The sequence below is a fragment of the Cellulosimicrobium sp. SJTW-1 genome (genome assembly GCF_047716875.1).
In the GTDB taxonomy this organism is placed as follows: domain Bacteria; phylum Actinomycetota; class Actinomycetes; order Actinomycetales; family Cellulomonadaceae; genus Cellulosimicrobium; species Cellulosimicrobium funkei.
The window spans coordinates 2045532-2060612 of the sequence record NZ_CP136680.1 but is presented as its reverse complement, the minus strand read 5'-3'; the positions used below and the strand labels follow the sequence as shown (position 1 = coordinate 2060612).

General features: G+C 76.5%; 15 protein-coding genes. 1 reads left to right on the top strand and 14 read right to left on the bottom strand.

All coding sequences use genetic code 11. The features are described 5' to 3' along the window. Positions 1 to 284: 284 nt before the first annotated feature. Positions 285 to 953, bottom strand: a complete 669-nt coding sequence (gene rpe, locus RSE42_RS09390) for a ribulose-phosphate 3-epimerase (protein ID WP_009863278.1) — start codon at positions 951 to 953, stop codon at positions 285 to 287. Positions 954 to 1004: 51 nt separating this feature from the next. Between rpe and RSE42_RS09385 the strand changes: the two genes are divergently transcribed. Beyond that, on the top strand, positions 1005 to 1625 hold the full coding sequence (locus RSE42_RS09385; protein WP_415298736.1) for a GNAT family N-acetyltransferase: 621 nt from the start codon (positions 1005 to 1007) through the stop codon (positions 1623 to 1625). A gap of 102 nt (positions 1626 to 1727) precedes the next feature. On the opposite strand, the gene RSE42_RS09380 is transcribed toward RSE42_RS09385, so the two are convergent. The 13 genes from RSE42_RS09380 to RSE42_RS09320 all read right to left on the bottom strand — a co-directional run bounded on the left by RSE42_RS09380 (position 1728) and on the right by RSE42_RS09320 (position 15067). Next, positions 1728 to 3014, bottom strand: coding sequence for a type II toxin-antitoxin system HipA family toxin (locus tag RSE42_RS09380; RefSeq protein ID WP_043651614.1), 1287 nt, complete (start codon positions 3012 to 3014; stop codon positions 1728 to 1730). After that, a complete protein-coding gene (locus RSE42_RS09375) occupies positions 3011 to 3238 on the bottom strand; it encodes a helix-turn-helix domain-containing protein (protein ID WP_031316417.1) in 228 nt (75 codons plus the stop codon). Before RSE42_RS09375 ends, RSE42_RS09380 begins: the two co-directional genes overlap by 4 nt. A gap of 131 nt (positions 3239 to 3369) precedes the next feature. Next, positions 3370 to 5052, bottom strand: a complete 1683-nt coding sequence (locus RSE42_RS09370) for an RsmB/NOP family class I SAM-dependent RNA methyltransferase (protein ID WP_415298734.1) — start codon at positions 5050 to 5052, stop codon at positions 3370 to 3372. Further along, positions 5049 to 6002 carry a methionyl-tRNA formyltransferase gene (gene fmt, locus RSE42_RS09365; RefSeq protein ID WP_415298732.1) on the bottom strand — a complete coding sequence of 318 codons (954 nt, stop codon included), beginning with the start codon at positions 6000 to 6002 and terminating at the stop codon, positions 5049 to 5051. Before fmt ends, RSE42_RS09370 begins: the two co-directional genes overlap by 4 nt. A 102-nt stretch (positions 6003 to 6104) precedes the next feature. Further along, positions 6105 to 6479, bottom strand: coding sequence for a hypothetical protein (locus tag RSE42_RS09360; protein ID WP_391515735.1), 375 nt, complete (start codon positions 6477 to 6479; stop codon positions 6105 to 6107). 30 nt (positions 6480 to 6509) lie between these two features. Continuing rightward, positions 6510 to 7244 (bottom strand): HAD family hydrolase, encoded by a 735-nt coding sequence (locus RSE42_RS09355; protein WP_415298730.1) that lies wholly within the window; start codon positions 7242 to 7244, stop codon positions 6510 to 6512. Further along, positions 7241 to 9604 (bottom strand): primosomal protein N', encoded by a 2364-nt coding sequence (locus tag RSE42_RS09350; RefSeq protein WP_415298728.1) that lies wholly within the window; start codon positions 9602 to 9604, stop codon positions 7241 to 7243. Before RSE42_RS09350 ends, RSE42_RS09355 begins: the two co-directional genes overlap by 4 nt. 145 nt (positions 9605 to 9749) lie before the next feature. Continuing rightward, positions 9750 to 10946 (bottom strand): methionine adenosyltransferase, encoded by a 1197-nt coding sequence (gene metK, locus RSE42_RS09345; RefSeq protein ID WP_034653075.1) that lies wholly within the window; start codon positions 10944 to 10946, stop codon positions 9750 to 9752. A gap of 63 nt (positions 10947 to 11009) precedes the next feature. Then, positions 11010 to 12323, bottom strand: coding sequence for a bifunctional phosphopantothenoylcysteine decarboxylase/phosphopantothenate synthase (locus RSE42_RS09340; RefSeq protein ID WP_415298726.1), 1314 nt, complete (start codon positions 12321 to 12323; stop codon positions 11010 to 11012). A 121-nt stretch (positions 12324 to 12444) separates the two neighbouring features. Then, entirely contained in the window at positions 12445 to 12723 is a 279-nt protein-coding gene (gene rpoZ / locus RSE42_RS09335) for a DNA-directed RNA polymerase subunit omega (RefSeq protein ID WP_031316460.1), read from the bottom strand. Between the two features lie 175 nt (positions 12724 to 12898). Then, the gene (gene gmk, locus RSE42_RS09330; protein ID WP_198163233.1) at positions 12899 to 13510 is read right to left on the bottom strand and encodes a guanylate kinase; all 612 of its coding nucleotides are present in this window, start codon (positions 13508 to 13510) and stop codon (positions 12899 to 12901) included. Positions 13511 to 13613: 103 nt separating this feature from the next. Continuing rightward, positions 13614 to 13925 carry an integration host factor, actinobacterial type gene (gene mihF / locus RSE42_RS09325; protein WP_021482878.1) on the bottom strand — a complete coding sequence of 104 codons (312 nt, stop codon included), beginning with the start codon at positions 13923 to 13925 and terminating at the stop codon, positions 13614 to 13616. A gap of 266 nt (positions 13926 to 14191) precedes the next feature. After that, positions 14192 to 15067, bottom strand: a complete 876-nt coding sequence (locus RSE42_RS09320; RefSeq protein WP_137280467.1) for a tyrosine-protein phosphatase — start codon at positions 15065 to 15067, stop codon at positions 14192 to 14194. Positions 15068 to 15081 lie beyond the last annotated feature (14 nt).

Below are 15081 nucleotides of genomic sequence, written 5' to 3'. Positions count from 1 at the left end.
ACCGGCGCGGGTGCGACCGGCGCGGGTGCGACCGGCGCGGGTGCGACCGGCGCGGGTGCGACCGCCGGTCAGGCGCGGCCTCGCCCGCCCCGTCGAGGTCGCCGCTCGCGAGCACCGCCTCCCCCTGAGCCGTCGAGCTTCGCCGCCCGACGGCTGGCTCCACCCTCTCCCCCCTGCTGGGTGGTGAGGTTTTCGCGGTCTCGTGGACGGAAGATGCGTGCTTGGCACACTATTTTATGTGGAACGAAGAATGGGCCCGAAGAGGGCCCCTTCTCGTCCTGGCGTCAGTGAGCGTGCGCCGACGCCTCCGCCAGCTCGCGCAGCGCCTGGATCTCCTCGGGCACGTTCTCCGCCCCGTAGACCGCCGACCCGGCGACGAAGACGTTCGCCCCCGCGTCCGCGGCCCGCTCGATCGTCGACCGCGACACTCCCCCGTCGACCTGGATCCACACGTCGAGACCCGACTCGCTCACGGCCTCGCGCGCCCGCCGGATCTTCGGCAGCGTCCCCTCGATGAAGGACTGTCCGCCGAAGCCCGGCTCGACTGTCATGACGAGGATCATGTCCACCTCGGTCAGCAGGTCCAGGAAGGGCTCCACAGGCGTCGCAGGGCGCAGCGCGACGCCTGCGCGGGCTCCCAGGCGGCGGAGCTCGCGAGCGAGCCGCACAGGGGCAGCAGCGGCCTCGGCGTGGAACGTGACCGACGCCGCGCCCGCCTCCGCGTAGGCCGGCGCCCAGCGGTCAGGGTCCTCGATCATGAGGTGGGCGTCGATCGGGACGGGCGACACCTGCGCCAGGCGCTCGAACACCGGCAGCCCGAGCGTGAGGTTCGGCACGAAGTGGTTGTCCATGACGTCGACGTGCGCGTAGTCCGCCGTGGCGATCGCGTTCAGGTCGCGCTCGAGGTTCGCGAAGTCGGCGGACAGGATGCTCGGTGCGATGAGGGCTGCCATGGGCCCAGCCTAGGGGCGCGTGCCGGAGCCCGGTGCTCGTACCCTCGTCGCGTGAGCGACCTCTCCTCCCCCTCCCTCGGCCCGGCCCCTGCCTCCGTCCGCGGCACGCCGCACCGCCCCGGGGACCCGCGCGCCTCCGCGCCCGCCGTGACGGTGCGCCCGGCCACGGTGCACGACCTGCCGCGGGTCGCGGAGATCGCCGCCCCGTTCGTGCGCGACACGTGCGTGACGTTCGAGGAGGAGGTCTGGGACGTCCCGGCGTGGCACCGCAAGCTCGACGACGTCGCCGCGCGCGGCCTGCCGTTCCTCGTCGCCGAGGTCGACGCCCCGGGCGGGCCGGGCTCCCCGACCGGCGTTGTCGTCGCGGGCTACGCGTACGCGTCGGCCTGGCGCCCCAAGCCCGCCTACCGGCACACCGCCGAGGACACGATCTACCTCGACCCGGAGCACGCCGGGCGCGGGGTGGGCACCGCGCTGCTCGCCGCGCTCCTGGAGGCGCTCGCCGCCGCGGGGGTCCGCCAGGTCGTCTCCGTCGTCGCCGACGTCCCCGAGGCCGCCGGGTCGCTCCCGCTGCACCGCCGCTTCGGCTTCGTCGAGGCCGGCCGCCTCACCGCCGTCGGGTTCAAGCACGGCCGCTGGGTCGACACGATCCTGCTCCAGCGCACCCTCTGACCACCCTGGGGCGCCCCGACCCACTCGGTCGAGCAGGCGGTCCTGGTGGGTGGGGCCGCCCGGACCCGCCACGACCACCTGCTCGGCGGGAGAAGGGGACCGTTAGACGACCAGGGGTCGGCGGAGGTCGGTGGTGCGGCGCTCGACCGTGCGCCAGGCGTGACGGCTCACGCCGGGGTGGGCGTCGCGGTCGATGTCCGCGAGCGCCGCGAGGAGTCCGTCGAGGGTCTGGGCGACGGCGCGCTGGGCGCGTCGGCGGGGCAGTCCCCAGGTGGTGCCCTCGGTCACGAGGTGGTCGGCGGTGAGGCGGTCCATGTCGCGTTCGCCGGCGACGTCCATGGCGAAGACGCGGGAGGCGTGGTCGTGGTGGAGGTGCATGGCGATGTCGTAGGCGGGGGCGAGGCGGACGGTGCCGTCGGCGTGGCGCAGGACGGAGATGTTCTTGGCGTGGGCGTCGGTGTTGCCGAGGGCGAGGTTGAGGGTGGTGAGGGCGAGGAGGGGGTCGGGGCGGGTGCCGTCGTCGCGCAGGGTGCGGGCGATGGCGGCGAGGGAGGGGAAGCGGCGGCCGTGCTGGAACTTGCGTTCGGGGTCGCGGGTGTTGATGCCGAGGGCCTGGGCGGCGTCCTCCTGGTGGAGGCGTGCGGTGCCGGTGGGGTCGGTGGGGTCGGGGACACGGTCGTAACGAGTGACGACGATGGCGCGTTCGCCGTCGAGCTCGGTGACGTGGGCGTCGACGGTGGTCAGGCCGATGCGGCGGGCGAGGTCGAGGGCCGCGGCCTCGGTGTTGACGAGGTCGGCGGTGGGTGAGTCGGAGGGGCGGGCGACCTTGAGGATGTGGGTGGTCGGTGCGGAACCGTGGGGCCGGGCCCAGCCGTGCTCGTCGTGAAGGAGGGTGATCTTGGGTTCCATGCCGGGCAGGGAGCTGGTGAGGTGGTCGGTGCGGCCTTCTCCCCCGCTGCGTGCGACGGCGGCGCGCAGGAGTCGTGCGACGGCGGCGTCGTCGAGGCGTTCGGGGGTGCCGGGGGTGGGGAGGGGTCGTCCTTCGGGTGCGAGGAGGACGGCGCCGGCGGTGTCGTGGCCGTAGTGGACGAGGAAGGCGAGGGCGTCGTCGGGATCGATGCCGGCGTCGATGGCCATGGCGTCGCGGGTGCGGCCCTCGGGGAGGAGTCCGTCGAGCCAGGCGGCGACGCGCGCGGGGTGGGGCGGGGGTTCGTCGGGTGGGGTGATGGGGAGCAGGTGAGACAGGACGCGGGCGTCGTGCCCCCAGCGGTCGAGGGCGTCGGTGGTCCAGGTGAGGGTGACGCGGGGTGTGCCGTCGGTGGTGCGCAGGCCGGTGGGTGCGAGGGTGGCGACGGGGGTGCCGTAGAGCCAGGCGGTGAGGGTGGTCATCGGCGTTCCTGGAGTCGGAGGTCGACGTCGAGGGTGTCGAGGAGCTCGAAGAGGCGTTGGACCCAGAGGTTCTCGACGCCGTTCTCGAGCTCGGAGAGGTACTGGCGGGTGATGCCGAGCTCGTCGGCGACCTGGGCCTGGGTGAGTCCGCGGGTCCGGCGGACGCGGCTGAGGTAGGCGCCGAGGTCGCGGGGGCTGCGGGGGGTGGTCCAGGTGTCGGCCATGCTGGCTCTCCTGCCGTGGGGTGCGCTGACGTGCTGCCGTGTCGGGATTCCCTGACACGAGACGTTGTCAGGTTACTCTGACACTCCAGCGTTGTCGAGATATGACGACATCGCGACGCGTGGCGCGGCGCTCACACCGTGCGGCGCAGGAGCGTGAGGTGCATGGCGTCGGTGCCGTGGACGTGCGGCCAGAGCTGGACGTCCTGACGGTCGCCGAGCTCGACGGTGTCGCGCACCTCGGGGCGCACGACGTCGCGCACGACGGCCGGGGCGTCGAGGACCTCGACGTCGTCGCGGCGGCGCAGCACGTCGGCGACGACGACCTGGGTCTCGGCGAGGTGGGGCGAGCACGTGACGTACCCGACCACTCCCCCGGGCCGGACGGCGTCGAGCGCGGAGTCGAGGAGCTCGCGCTGGAGCCCGGTGAGGGTCGCGAGGTCCGCCGGGGTGCGGCGCCACCGGGACTCGGGCCGGCGGCGCAGGGCCCCGAGGCCCGTGCAGGGGGCGTCGAGGAGCACGCGGTCGTACGCGCCCGGCTCGTCCTGCCCGGCGGCGCGCCCGTCACCCGTGCGCACGGCCTCCACGGCGTCCGCGGGCACGGCGGCGAGCGCCTTCTCCACGAGGCGTGCGCGGTGCGGCTGGACCTCGTTGGCGACGAGGCGCGCCCCTCGCTCGGCCGCGAGCGCCGCGAGGAGCGCGGCCTTGCCGCCGGGGCCGGCGCACAGGTCGAGCCAGCGCGCGTCGTCGCCGGTGGAGCCGGGCTGCGGTCCGGTGAGCGGTGCGGCGGCGAGCGCGAGGGCCACGAGCTGGCTGCCCTCGTCCTGGACGCCGGCGCGGCCGTCGCGCACGGCGCCGAACGCGGCGGGGTCGCCGCCGTCGAGGGTGAGCGCGGTGGGCGCCCAGTGGGCGGGGGTGACGCGGCCGTCGCCGTCGGCGAGCTCGTGGGGGTCGGCGAGGCCGGGACGCGCGACGAGCGTGACGCGGGGGGCGTCGTTGTCGGCGGCGAGGAGGGCGTCGAGCTCGTCGACGGGGCGTCCGTTGCCGGCGAGGGCGTCGCGCAGGGCGCGGGCGATCCACACGGGGTGGCTCTGGGTGGCCGCGAGCGCCGCGAGGGGGTCGGGGGCGTCGTCGGCGAGGGTCGTGAGCCAGTCGTCGAGGGGGGTGCGCGCGACGCGGCGCAGGACGGCGTTGGCGAGCTGGGCGCTGCCGGCGCCGGTGCGTTCGCGGGCGAGGCCGACGGTCTCGGAGACGGCGGCGTGCTGCGGGACGCGCATGGCGAGGAGCTGGTGGGTGCCGAGGCGCAGGACGTCGAGCACGGGCGGATCGAGGCGGTCGAGGGGGCGGTCGAGGCAGTGCGCGAGGATCGCGTCGTAGCGGCCGCGCAGGCGCAGCGTGCCGTAGGCGAGCTCGGTCGCGAAGCCGGCGTCCCGTCCGCGGATGCCGCGCTCACGCAGCAGGGGCGGCAGGACGAGGTTGGCATAGGCGTCGGAGCCGTCGACCTGGCGCAGGACGTCGTACGCGACGGCCCGTGCGGGGTCGGTGCCCTTGCGGCGCTGGGAGGGTGCCGCGGAGCCGCGGTGCACCTCTCCGCGGGAGCGGGCGGCGCCGCGCTGGCGCCCCCGGGCGTCGCGGCGCCCGTCTCCCCCGCCAGCTGGCCCCGCACCAGGATTCGAACGTGCGCTCGAGTCACCGCCCCCACCCGGGCCGCCACCGCTCGAACGCTTGTTCGACGCGGGGTCCTCCCGACGATGCGATCGCCCGCCACCGTTCGAACGCGCGTTCGAATCATCGCGGTCGCGGCGCTCGGCGCTCATCGGGCGGCCTCCGCACCGAGGACCGCGGCGTCGTCGAGCCGGGCACCGCGCGCCCAGTCCGCGGCGGCCATGTGCTTCTTGCCCACGGGCGCCACCTCCCCCAGCTGGACGGCGTGGGTCGCGGTCCCGACGAGCACCTCCTTCTTCCCGGCGCGCACGCGCCCGGGGGCGAGGTCGACGACGTCGGGCCGCAGGGTGACCGGGCCGAGCCCCAGGCGCGCGGGCGTGCCGTCGGCGCCGGGCAGGGTCGTCCACGCCCCGGGTGCCGGGGTGCAGCCGCGCACGAGACGGTCGACCGCGAGCGCCGGGTGGTCCCAGCGGACCTCCGCGTCGGCGGTCGTGAGCTTGGCGGCGTGCGAGACGCCGTCGGCGGGCTGGGGCTGCGGGCGCAGGGTGCCGTCTTCGAGGGCGTCGAGGGTGGCGACGAGGAGGCCGGCACCGGAGACAGCGAGGCGGCCCAGGAGGTCGCCCGCGGTGTCCCGGGGGCGGATGGTCTCGGTCGTGGTGCCGAGCGTGGGGCCGGAGTCCAGCCCTTCCTCGATGAGGAACGTCGTCGCCCCGGTCACCTCGTCGCCCGCGATGATCGCGCGCTGCACGGGCGCCGCGCCGCGCCAGGCGGGCAGGACGGAGAAGTGCAGGTTGACCCACCCGTGCCGGGGCACGGCGAGCACGTCGGGGCGCAGGATCTCCCCGTACGCGACGACGGGTGCCGCGTCGACGTCGAGCGCGGCGAGGCGCGCGACGAACTCCTCGCCGCGGGGCCGATCCGTGAGGACCGGGATCCCGGCCTCCTCGGCACGCACGCGGACGGGGCTGGGGGTCAGGCGCCGTCCGCGGCCCGACGGCGCGTCGGCGCGCGTGAGCACGGCGACCACCTCGTGGCGGGAGTCGAGGAGGGCGTCGAGGGACGGGACCGCGGTATCCGGGGTCCCCGCGAACAGCAGGCGCATGGGCCCGATTCTAGGTGGCCGGGCAGGGCGGCAGACCCGGGAGCGGCCCCGTGCACGGGTCGGGCGCCCGGAATGCGCAGGCGCCCGGTACGGGCCCGGAGGTCAGGTCGCCAGCGTGGCGACCGGCGGGAAGGCGGGGAACGCCTCGTCGTCCACGGGAGCGAGCTCGAGGCAGCTCAGCCGGTCGTCGTCGACGAACAGCAGCAGGAGGAAGCGGTCCGTGCCCGCCTCCAGCACGACGCGCGGGCCCTGCGCGGAGACGGGACCGTCGTCGTCCCCCAGGTCGATCGTCGGGCAGGCCCCGCACGCGCACGTGCCGTGCACGCGCACCGCGTCGACCTGGGCGAGCCAGCGCCCACGGTCGGCCGCGTCCCGATCCGGCGCGACCGCCTCGCCGCGGCACCCGTGGCGGAGCATCCAGACGAGCACGTCGCGCTCACGGGCCGTGAGCGCGCGCGGCACCCCGGCACCCGTCACGACGCGGCGCCCATCACGACCCAGCGCCCATCACGACCCAGCGCCCTCGGGGCCGACCGGCACGCCCAGGTCGCGCAGCGCCGCGCGCAGGCCCGCCGTGCCGACGAACAGGTGGGTGCGCAGCCCGAGGCGCGCCGCGGCCTCGACGTTGGCGGCGCTGTCGTCGGTGAACAGCGTCCGGGCCGGGTCGAGACCGAACCGCTCGACCGCGAGCGCGAAGATCGCCGGGTCGGGCTTGGCCAGGCCCTCGCGCCCGGAGACCAGCACGTCCTCCATGAGGGCCGTGGCGGGAGCGGCCGGCGCGGCGTGCGCAAAGAGCTCCGCGGACCAGTTCGTCAGCCCGTACAGCCGCAGACCCAGGTCGCGCAGCTCGCGCACGAGCTCCTCGGAGCCCTCGACCGGGCCGGTGAGCGTCGCGGGGAACCGCTCGACGTACCGGTCGAGGAGGGCGACGTGCTGCGGGTGGGTCGCCGCCACGCGGTCGCGCGCGTCCTGCCACGTCGCACCCGCGTCCCGCTCGTGGTTGAGCACGCGGAAGTCCACGTCGGCGAAGAACGCGTCCACGTCCCGCCGGTCGACGCCGTCGTACGCGCCGTACGGGTCCCAGCCCACCAGGACGTTGCCGAAGTCGTACAGCACGGCGTCGATCTCGCGGGCGGCGGGTGCCGGATCCCGGTCGGGGGTCGCGTCGGCTGACGCCTCGGTGACGGGGGCGACGGTCGGGGCGGCGGGCACGGGGTGGTGCGTCACAGGGCGGTGCGTCACAGGATCTCCTTCGGGTCGAGCTCCACCCGCACGCTACCCGGCTCGCGGCGCGCGGACCGGACCGCGACGGACGCGCCGAGCTCGCGCGCCAGCCGGCGGCCGTCGCGCACCGGGACGCGCACCACCGCCCGCACGGGCGGGGCGTCCACCAGCCCGGGCGCCGCGCCGTCCACCCCGTCGGCACCCCGCCCGCGGGGCGACGCCGCCACCTCCACCGGGCCCAGCACCGTCTCCGGGCCCGCGAGCGCCACCCGGCCCAGCACCGCCGCGACCGCGGGACGGTCGCCCGTCACCGCCGCCACCCGGACCGCCGGCGGCAGCGACAGCTCGACCCGCTCGTCCAGCTCGCGGTCCGCGAGGAGCGCCGGGTCCCAGCGCACGAGCGCGTTCGTCGGCGCGGGCGCGGCGTCGCCCACGAGCAGCACCTGCCCGCCCGCCGTCGCGGGCCGCACGAGCGCCGCCGCGGCGAGCCAGCGCGCGAGCGCGTCCTGCGCGACGTCGAGCCCGACGTGCGCCGTGCTCACCGCCGCGTCCAGCAGCAGCGCCGCCGCGTACCCGCCCTCGGCGACCGGCTCGGCACCCGGCGTCGCGACCACGAGCGCAGGCCGCGCGGACACCGCTCCCAGCACCCCGCCCGCCGCCGCGGCACCGGACACCTGCACCGGGACCCCCGCGAACGCGCGCCCGAGCTCCTCCGCGGTGCGCTGGGACCCCACGCGCACCGACCGCAGCCCCGTCCAGTGGCACTCCGCGCACGACCACCCGCCCGCGAGCGCCCCGCACCACGCGCACTGGGGCGTCGCCTGCGGGCCGGACAGCGCGAGCGGCCCGTGGCACACCGTGCAGCGCGCGGGCGTGCGGCACCGGCCGCACGCCACGACCGGCACGTACCCCGACCGCGGCACCTGCACCAGCACCGGCCCCTGCTCCAGCGCCGCACGCGCCGTACGCCACGCGGCCGTCGGGATGCGCGCCGCGGCGCCCGGTCCCTCCGCCGCCAGCTCGACCGAGGTCAGCGCCCGCACGCGCGGCGCCCGGGCCCGCACGACGTCGCGCGGCGCCGCGAGCTCGTGCGCCCAGCCCCGTACGACGAGCGCGTGCGCCGCAACCGTACGCCCGTGCGACCCCAGCAGGAACGCCGCGCCCTCCTGGTCGCTGCGCAGCGCGAGCACCTCGCGCGCGTGCGGGTACGGGGCGCGCGGCTCCGCGAGCGTGTCCTCGCCGTCGTTCCAGCACACCACCAGCCCGAGGTCGACCACGGGCGCGAACGCCGCTGCGCGGGTCCCCACGACGACGCGCGCGTCACCGTGCAGGACGGCGAGGAACGCGCGGTAGCGCGGCGCGGGCCCCTCGTCGGCCGTCAGCCGCACCACCTCGCCCCCGGTCGCCGCGTCCCACGCAGGCAGCCCGGCGGCCGCGAGCGCCGCGCAGACCTGGTCGACGTCGCGCGCGTCCGGCACGACGACGAGCGCGCCCCGCCCGCCCGAGCGGGCCGCGCGCACCGCCTCGGCGACCGCAGCCGCCCAGTGCGTGACGGGCAGCGCGTCGGGCTCCTTGCGCGAGCGGCCCGCGCCGCGCCGACCCTCGGACGCCGCCTCGGGCGCCGCGGGCGCGAGCCCGGGGAGCGCGGTCCACACGGCCCGGGGCGCCCCGCCGCCCGCGACGTGCGCGAGGAACGCGGCACCAGCCCGGTACGGGGCCCACACGGACTCCTGGTGCGGCGCCCGCGCCGCAGCAGGCACCGACCCGGGAACGGGCTCGGCAGGCGCGGGACCTGGTTCGTCGACGGGAGGACCCGCAGGAGCCGCCTCGACGGCGACGGCGTCCTCGCTCGTGGTGACCGGGGCGTCCCCGGCCGGGGCAGTTCGCGGCGCGGGCACCGGGCCGGGGGCCGTCCGTGCCGCGAAGGACTGCTCGGCGCGCGCGTGCCGCGGGGGCACGGCGAGGCGCAGCACGTCCGAGAGCGTGCCGGCGTAGTGGTCGGCGACCGCGCGCGCGAGCCGGGCGACGGCCGGTGCCAGCACGGGCTCGGCCGACACGACGCGCCGCAGCGGCAGCAGGCGCCCGTCGTGGTCCGAGCGGTCGAGGCGCTCCAGGACGTACCCGTCGACGTCCCGGCCCGCGAACCGTACCTTGACCCGCACCCCCGGGCGCGCGTCGTCGGACATCGTGGCGGGCACGAGGTAGTCGAAGGGGCGGTCCAGGTGCGGGGGCGCGAGGTCGAGCGCGAGGCGCGCCACCGGCAGGTGCGCGGCGATCTGGTGCGACGCCGGCGGCGCGGGCCCCCGACGGGGCGCGGCGGGCGCGACGGTGAGCAGGGTGTCCTGCACCGCCCGCGACGTGTCCTCCGGCTCGCTCACGACGCCATCGAACCACGCGCCGCCGTCACGACCGGCGCGCTCACGACCTCGCTCACGACGATGCACCGGGCAGTGCGCCCGGCACCCGCGGTGCCGTGCCGCCCGGGTACGAGGCCGTCGCCCGCGACCGGCGCGACGACGCTCCTCACACCTGGGACTGCAGGTCCGCGACGCGGTCCGTGCGCTCCCACGTGAACTGCTCGAGCTCGCGCCCGAAGTGCCCGTAGGCCGCCGTCGGGGCGTAGATGGGACGCAGCAGGTCCAGGTCGCGGATGATCGCCGCCGGGCGCAGGTCGAACACCTCGCGGATCGCGGCCGTGATGCGCTCGACCGGGACCTTCTCCGTGCCGAACGTCTCCACGTACAGCCCGACGGGGTGCGCCTTGCCGATCGCGTACGCGACCTGCACCTCGCAGCGCCGCGCCAGACCAGCCGCGACGACGTTCTTCGCGACCCAGCGCGTCGCGTACGCGGCCGAGCGGTCCACCTTCGAAGGGTCCTTGCCGGAGAACGCGCCCCCGCCGTGGCGGGCCATGCCGCCGTACGTGTCGACGATGATCTTGCGGCCCGTCAGGCCCGCGTCACCCTGCGGGCCGCCCACGACGAACGTGCCGGTGGGGTTGACGAACAGGCGCGTCGCGCGCACGTCGAGGTCGAGGCCCGCGGCGTCGAGCACGGGGGCCACGACCTGCGCCGCGACCTGCCGGTGCAGCTCGTCCTGACGAACGTCCGGGTCGTGCTGCGTCGAGAGGACCACCGTGTCGAGGCTGACCGCGCGGTCGCCGTCGTACCCGACGGTGACCTGCGTCTTGCCGTCCGGGCGCAGTCCCGGCACCGTGCCGTCCCGGCGCACCGCCGCCAGGCGCTCCGCGAGACGGTGCGCGAGCCACACCGGCAGGGGCATGAGGCTCGGCGTGTCGTCGCTCGCGTACCCGAACATCAGGCCCTGGTCGCCCGCGCCCTGCGCGTCGAGGGGGTCGTGGTCGCCCTGGTCGTCGCGCTCCTCGAGGCTCTTGTCGACGCCCTGCGCGATGTCCGGCGACTGCTGGCCGATCGACACCGAGATGCCGCACGAGTCCGCGTCGAAGCCGATCACCGACGACGTGTACCCGATCCGGCGCACGACGTCGCGCACGATCTGCGGGATCTCGACGTACGCGTCGGTCGTCACCTCGCCGGCGACGTGCACCAGGCCCGTGGTGACCATCGTCTCCACCGCCACGCGGGACGTCGGGTCCTGCGCGAGGAGCGCGTCGAGGATCGCGTCGGAGATCTGGTCGCAGACCTTGTCCGGGTGCCCCTCGGTGACGGACTCGGACGTGAAGAGACGCAGCTCAGCCATGGCGCACAGCCTACTGTCCCGAAAGGTGAGCGAGCGTATCCGGCAGGCGAGACGAGACGCGGGTCACTCGCCCGCCCCGGCCCGCTCGACCGGCGGCGCCACGCGCGGCACGACGACGTCCCACACCGCGTCCGCGACCTCGCCCTTCGACCCGCTCGCCGTCGCGACGACGTCCCCCGCGCCGTCGACCACGGTCACGTCGTTCGCGTCGACCGCGAACCCGCGCCCCTCGCCCACGGCGTTGACCACGAGCAGGTCCGCGCCCTTGCGCCGCGCCTTGGCCCGGCCGTGGTCGAGCACGGACCCGTGCGCGTCACCGGTCTCCGCCGCGAAGCCGACCACCACCTGGCCGGGGCGCAGCCGGTCGCGGGCGAGCTCGGCGAGCACGTCCGGGTTCTCCACGAGCGCGATCGGCTCGGGCCCCTGGCCCGGCACCTTCTTGATCTTCGCGTCGGGCGCGTGGGCCGGGCGGAAGTCCGCGACGGCCGCCGCCATGACGACGACGTCCGCCCCGGCCGCCGCCGACCGCACCGCGTCGCGCAGCTGCGCCGTCGTCTCGACCTCCACCACGGCGTCGGGCACGCCCCCGGGCGCGCGCACGAGCGCGGCCACGTCCGGGGACAGGTTCGCGGCCACGAGCGTGACGTGCGCGCCGCGCGCCGCCGCGGCCCGCGCGAGCTCGACGCCCTGGCGCCCGCTCGACCGGTTGCCGATGAACCGCACCGGGTCGATCGGCTCGCGCGTCCCGCCCGCCGACACCACGACGCGCCGGCCCGCGAGATCCTGCGCGAGCCCGTGGTCCGGCCCGTGGCCCGGCTCCGCGCCCGCGTCGGCGGCGGTCGCGCGGGACGCGTCCTCCACGACGGCGAGCGCGACGCGCGCGATCTCGTCCGGCTCGGGCAGGCGCCCCGGCCCGGTGTCCGCCCCCGTGAGGCGGCCGGACGCCGGCTCGATCACGTGCACGCCCCGCGCCCGCAGCGTCGCCACGTTCGCGGCCGTCGCCGGGTGCTCCCACATCTCCGTGTGCATCGCGGGCGCCATGACCACCGGGCAGCGCGCGGTGAGCAGCGTCGAGGTCAGCAGGTCGTCCGCGCGCCCGGCCGCCGCGCGCGCCAGCAGGTCCGCCGTGGCAGGCGCCACGACCACGAGGTCGGCACCCTGGCCCAGCGCGACGTGCGGCACGTGCTCGACGTCCTCGAACACCTGGTCCGTGGCCGGCTCGCCCGACAGCGCCTCCCACGTGGGCGCGCCCACGAAGCGCAGGGCCGACGCCGTCGGCACCACCCGCACCCGATGGCCCTGCTCCCGCAGCAGCCGCAGCAGCAGCACGGCCTTGTACGCCGCGACCCCGCCGCTCACACCGAGCACGATCCGCATGTCGTTCCTCCTGGAGGTCCGGCTCAGACCCGCCGCCGACCGCGGCGGGGAAGGGGCCCGCGCACCCGGGCGCGGACGCACGAACGCCGCGCCCTCCGGTGGAGGTGCGCGGCGTGCGGGCTCAGGCCTCGGGGGCCTCGTCGGGCTCGGCCTCGATCGTCAGCAGGCCCGCGTTGATCTCGCGCATCGCGATCGAGAGCGGCTTCTCCTGGTTGCGCGTCTCGAGCAGCGGCCCGACGTTCTCCAGGAGGCCCTCGCTGAGCTGCGAGTAGTACGCGTTGATCTGGCGCGCGCGCTTGGCCGAGTAGATGACCAGCGCGTACTTCGAGTCGACGTGCTCGAGCAGGTCGTCGATGGGCGGGTCGGTGATGCCCTCGGGGGCGGCGACGGTTCCGGACACAGTTCGCTCCGTGGGTTCAAGGGTCTGCAGCGGGCGCTGCAGCTGGTCGATGGCGGCGGCGCGCACGGCGCCCCCGTCCGGGACCGGGCGGCCGCGGCACCACGTCGCAGGACGGGCCGCCGACCGGGCCTCGGGCCCACGGGGGAACGCCCGCGCACGGGCACCGCAGGACAGTCTACTCGCTGTGCCCCTCGCCGTGCCCGGACGGCACGGGGGACGACGCCGGGGACGAGCCCTCCGCCGGGACGGGACGGGGCTCGAGCCCCATGACGCGCACCAGCTCGTCCGTCGCGCGGTGCACCTCGTCGTTGACGATGACGTGGTCGAACTCCGACTCCGCCGCGAGCTCGACCCGGGCCGTCGTCAGACGGCGCTCCCGCTCCTCCGCGTCCTCCGTGCCGCGGCCGACCAGGCGACGCACGAGCTCGTCCCAGCTCGGCGGCGCCAGGAACACGAACCGGGCCTCGGGCATCGACGCGCGGACCTGGCGCGCACCCTGGAGGTCGATCTCCAGGAGCGCCGGCACGCCCGCGGCGAGCTTCTCCTCGACCGCGCGCCGGGGCGTGCCGTAGCTGTTGCGCCCGTGCACGACGGCCCACTCCAGCAGCTCACGGTCCGCGACCATGCGCGCGAACTCGTCCGGGCCGACGAACAGGTAGTGCACGCCGTCCACCTCGCCCGGCCGCGGGTCGCGCGTCGTCGCCGACACGGACAACCACACCTCCGGGTAGCGGGCCCGGATGTCGGCCGACACCGTGCCCTTCCCGACGGCGGTCGGGCCGGCCAGGACGGTCAGGCGGGCGGGGCCGGGGACGACGGGCGGCGACGCCGGCCCCGTGGTCTCCCCGCCGGGGACGGACGGCGTCGGCTCGGACGGGTGCGCGGAAATGTCAGCCAAACCTCTCGATGAGGGCCGCGGACTGGTGGGGGCCGAGGCCGCGGACACGACGTGTCTCGGCGATCCCGATCTCCTCCATGATCGCCCGAGCCTTCACCTTACCCACGCCGGGCAGGGACTCCAGCAACGAGACGACCTTGAGCTTGCCGATCATGTCGTCCGTCTGGCCGCGCTCGATGACCTCCTTCAGGGAGCCCTGGGAGTACTTGAGCCGGTTCTTCACCTCGGCGCGCACGCGTCGTGCCTCCGCGGCCTTCTCGAGCGCCGCCGCGCGCTGTTCTGGGGTCAGGGGTGGAAGTGCCACGCAAGTCACCTACTCGTCGTCAGGCGGATGGGCCCACTCAGTCGTCCCGGCGTGCCCGCAGGTGGAGCCCCGACCGGGTGGATCACCCGGGCGACCTGCGCCGACGCACGGAGCCGACCCCTCGAAAGTAGCGAGCCTCGGGCGATCGGGCAACGACTGGGCATGGCGCGTCGTCCGCGGCCGTACGCGGGACGGTCTCCGCAACGGCCCCGGCGGCGGGCCCGGAACGACGGCGGAACGAGGGCGGGACGCGGATCGAGGGCGGCTCAGGACGCCACGAGGCGCGCCACGAGCGCGTCGCGCACCGCCGTCGTCACGCCGCACGCCACGAGGTAGTCGTCGATGCTCCCGTGCTCGCGCACCGCGAGCTCCCACGCGCCCTCCAGGTACGCGGGCTCGACGGTGAGGACCGGCGCCAGCGCCTCGGGCGACAGCCCGGGCAGCGGGGGCACGAGCGCGGCGAGCCCCTCGGCCGCCGCTGCGCTCGCGAGGTACTCGACCATGCGCTCCTCCTCCGGGACCCCCGCGACGTACTGCACGAGGGCCACGACCCAGCCCGTGCGGTCCTTGCCCGCCGAGCAGTGCACGACGCTCGCGCCGTCGGCCGCGGCGACGTCCGCCAAGACTCGGCCGACCGTCTCCCGGATGCCCGGGTCCGTGACGAACGTCGCGTACACGCCGTGCATGAGGCGCCGCGCGACCGCGGCCGGGTCGTCGGCCGCGAGCAGGCCCGCGACGAGCGCCGCCGGGTCCGCCGAGGCGCCCGCGCCCGCTCCCCCGTCGACCAGGCCCGGCGTCGGGTCCATGCCCCGGCGCAGCACGCGTACGCCGCCCGGGACGGCGTCCGCGCCGTCGCGCGCGAGCTCGTCCCCGCCGCGCAGGTCCACGACCGTCCGCACGTCCAGGTCGACGATCGCGGCCTGGCCCGCGGGGGTGAGCCGGGACAGGCTCGCCGTGCGCAGCAGCACGCCCGTCCGCAGCGGCTCGTCGTGACCGGCCGGCACCGCCCGACCGCCCACGTCGCGCGCGTTCCACGTGCCCGGCACGTCCAGGGCGCCCGGCACGGCTCCCGGCGGGGGCAGCTCCGGAGGCGTACCGGCAGCGGTCGGGGCGGGGTCGGTCGTCTCGTCGCGGGAGGTCATGGGCGCAGTCTGGC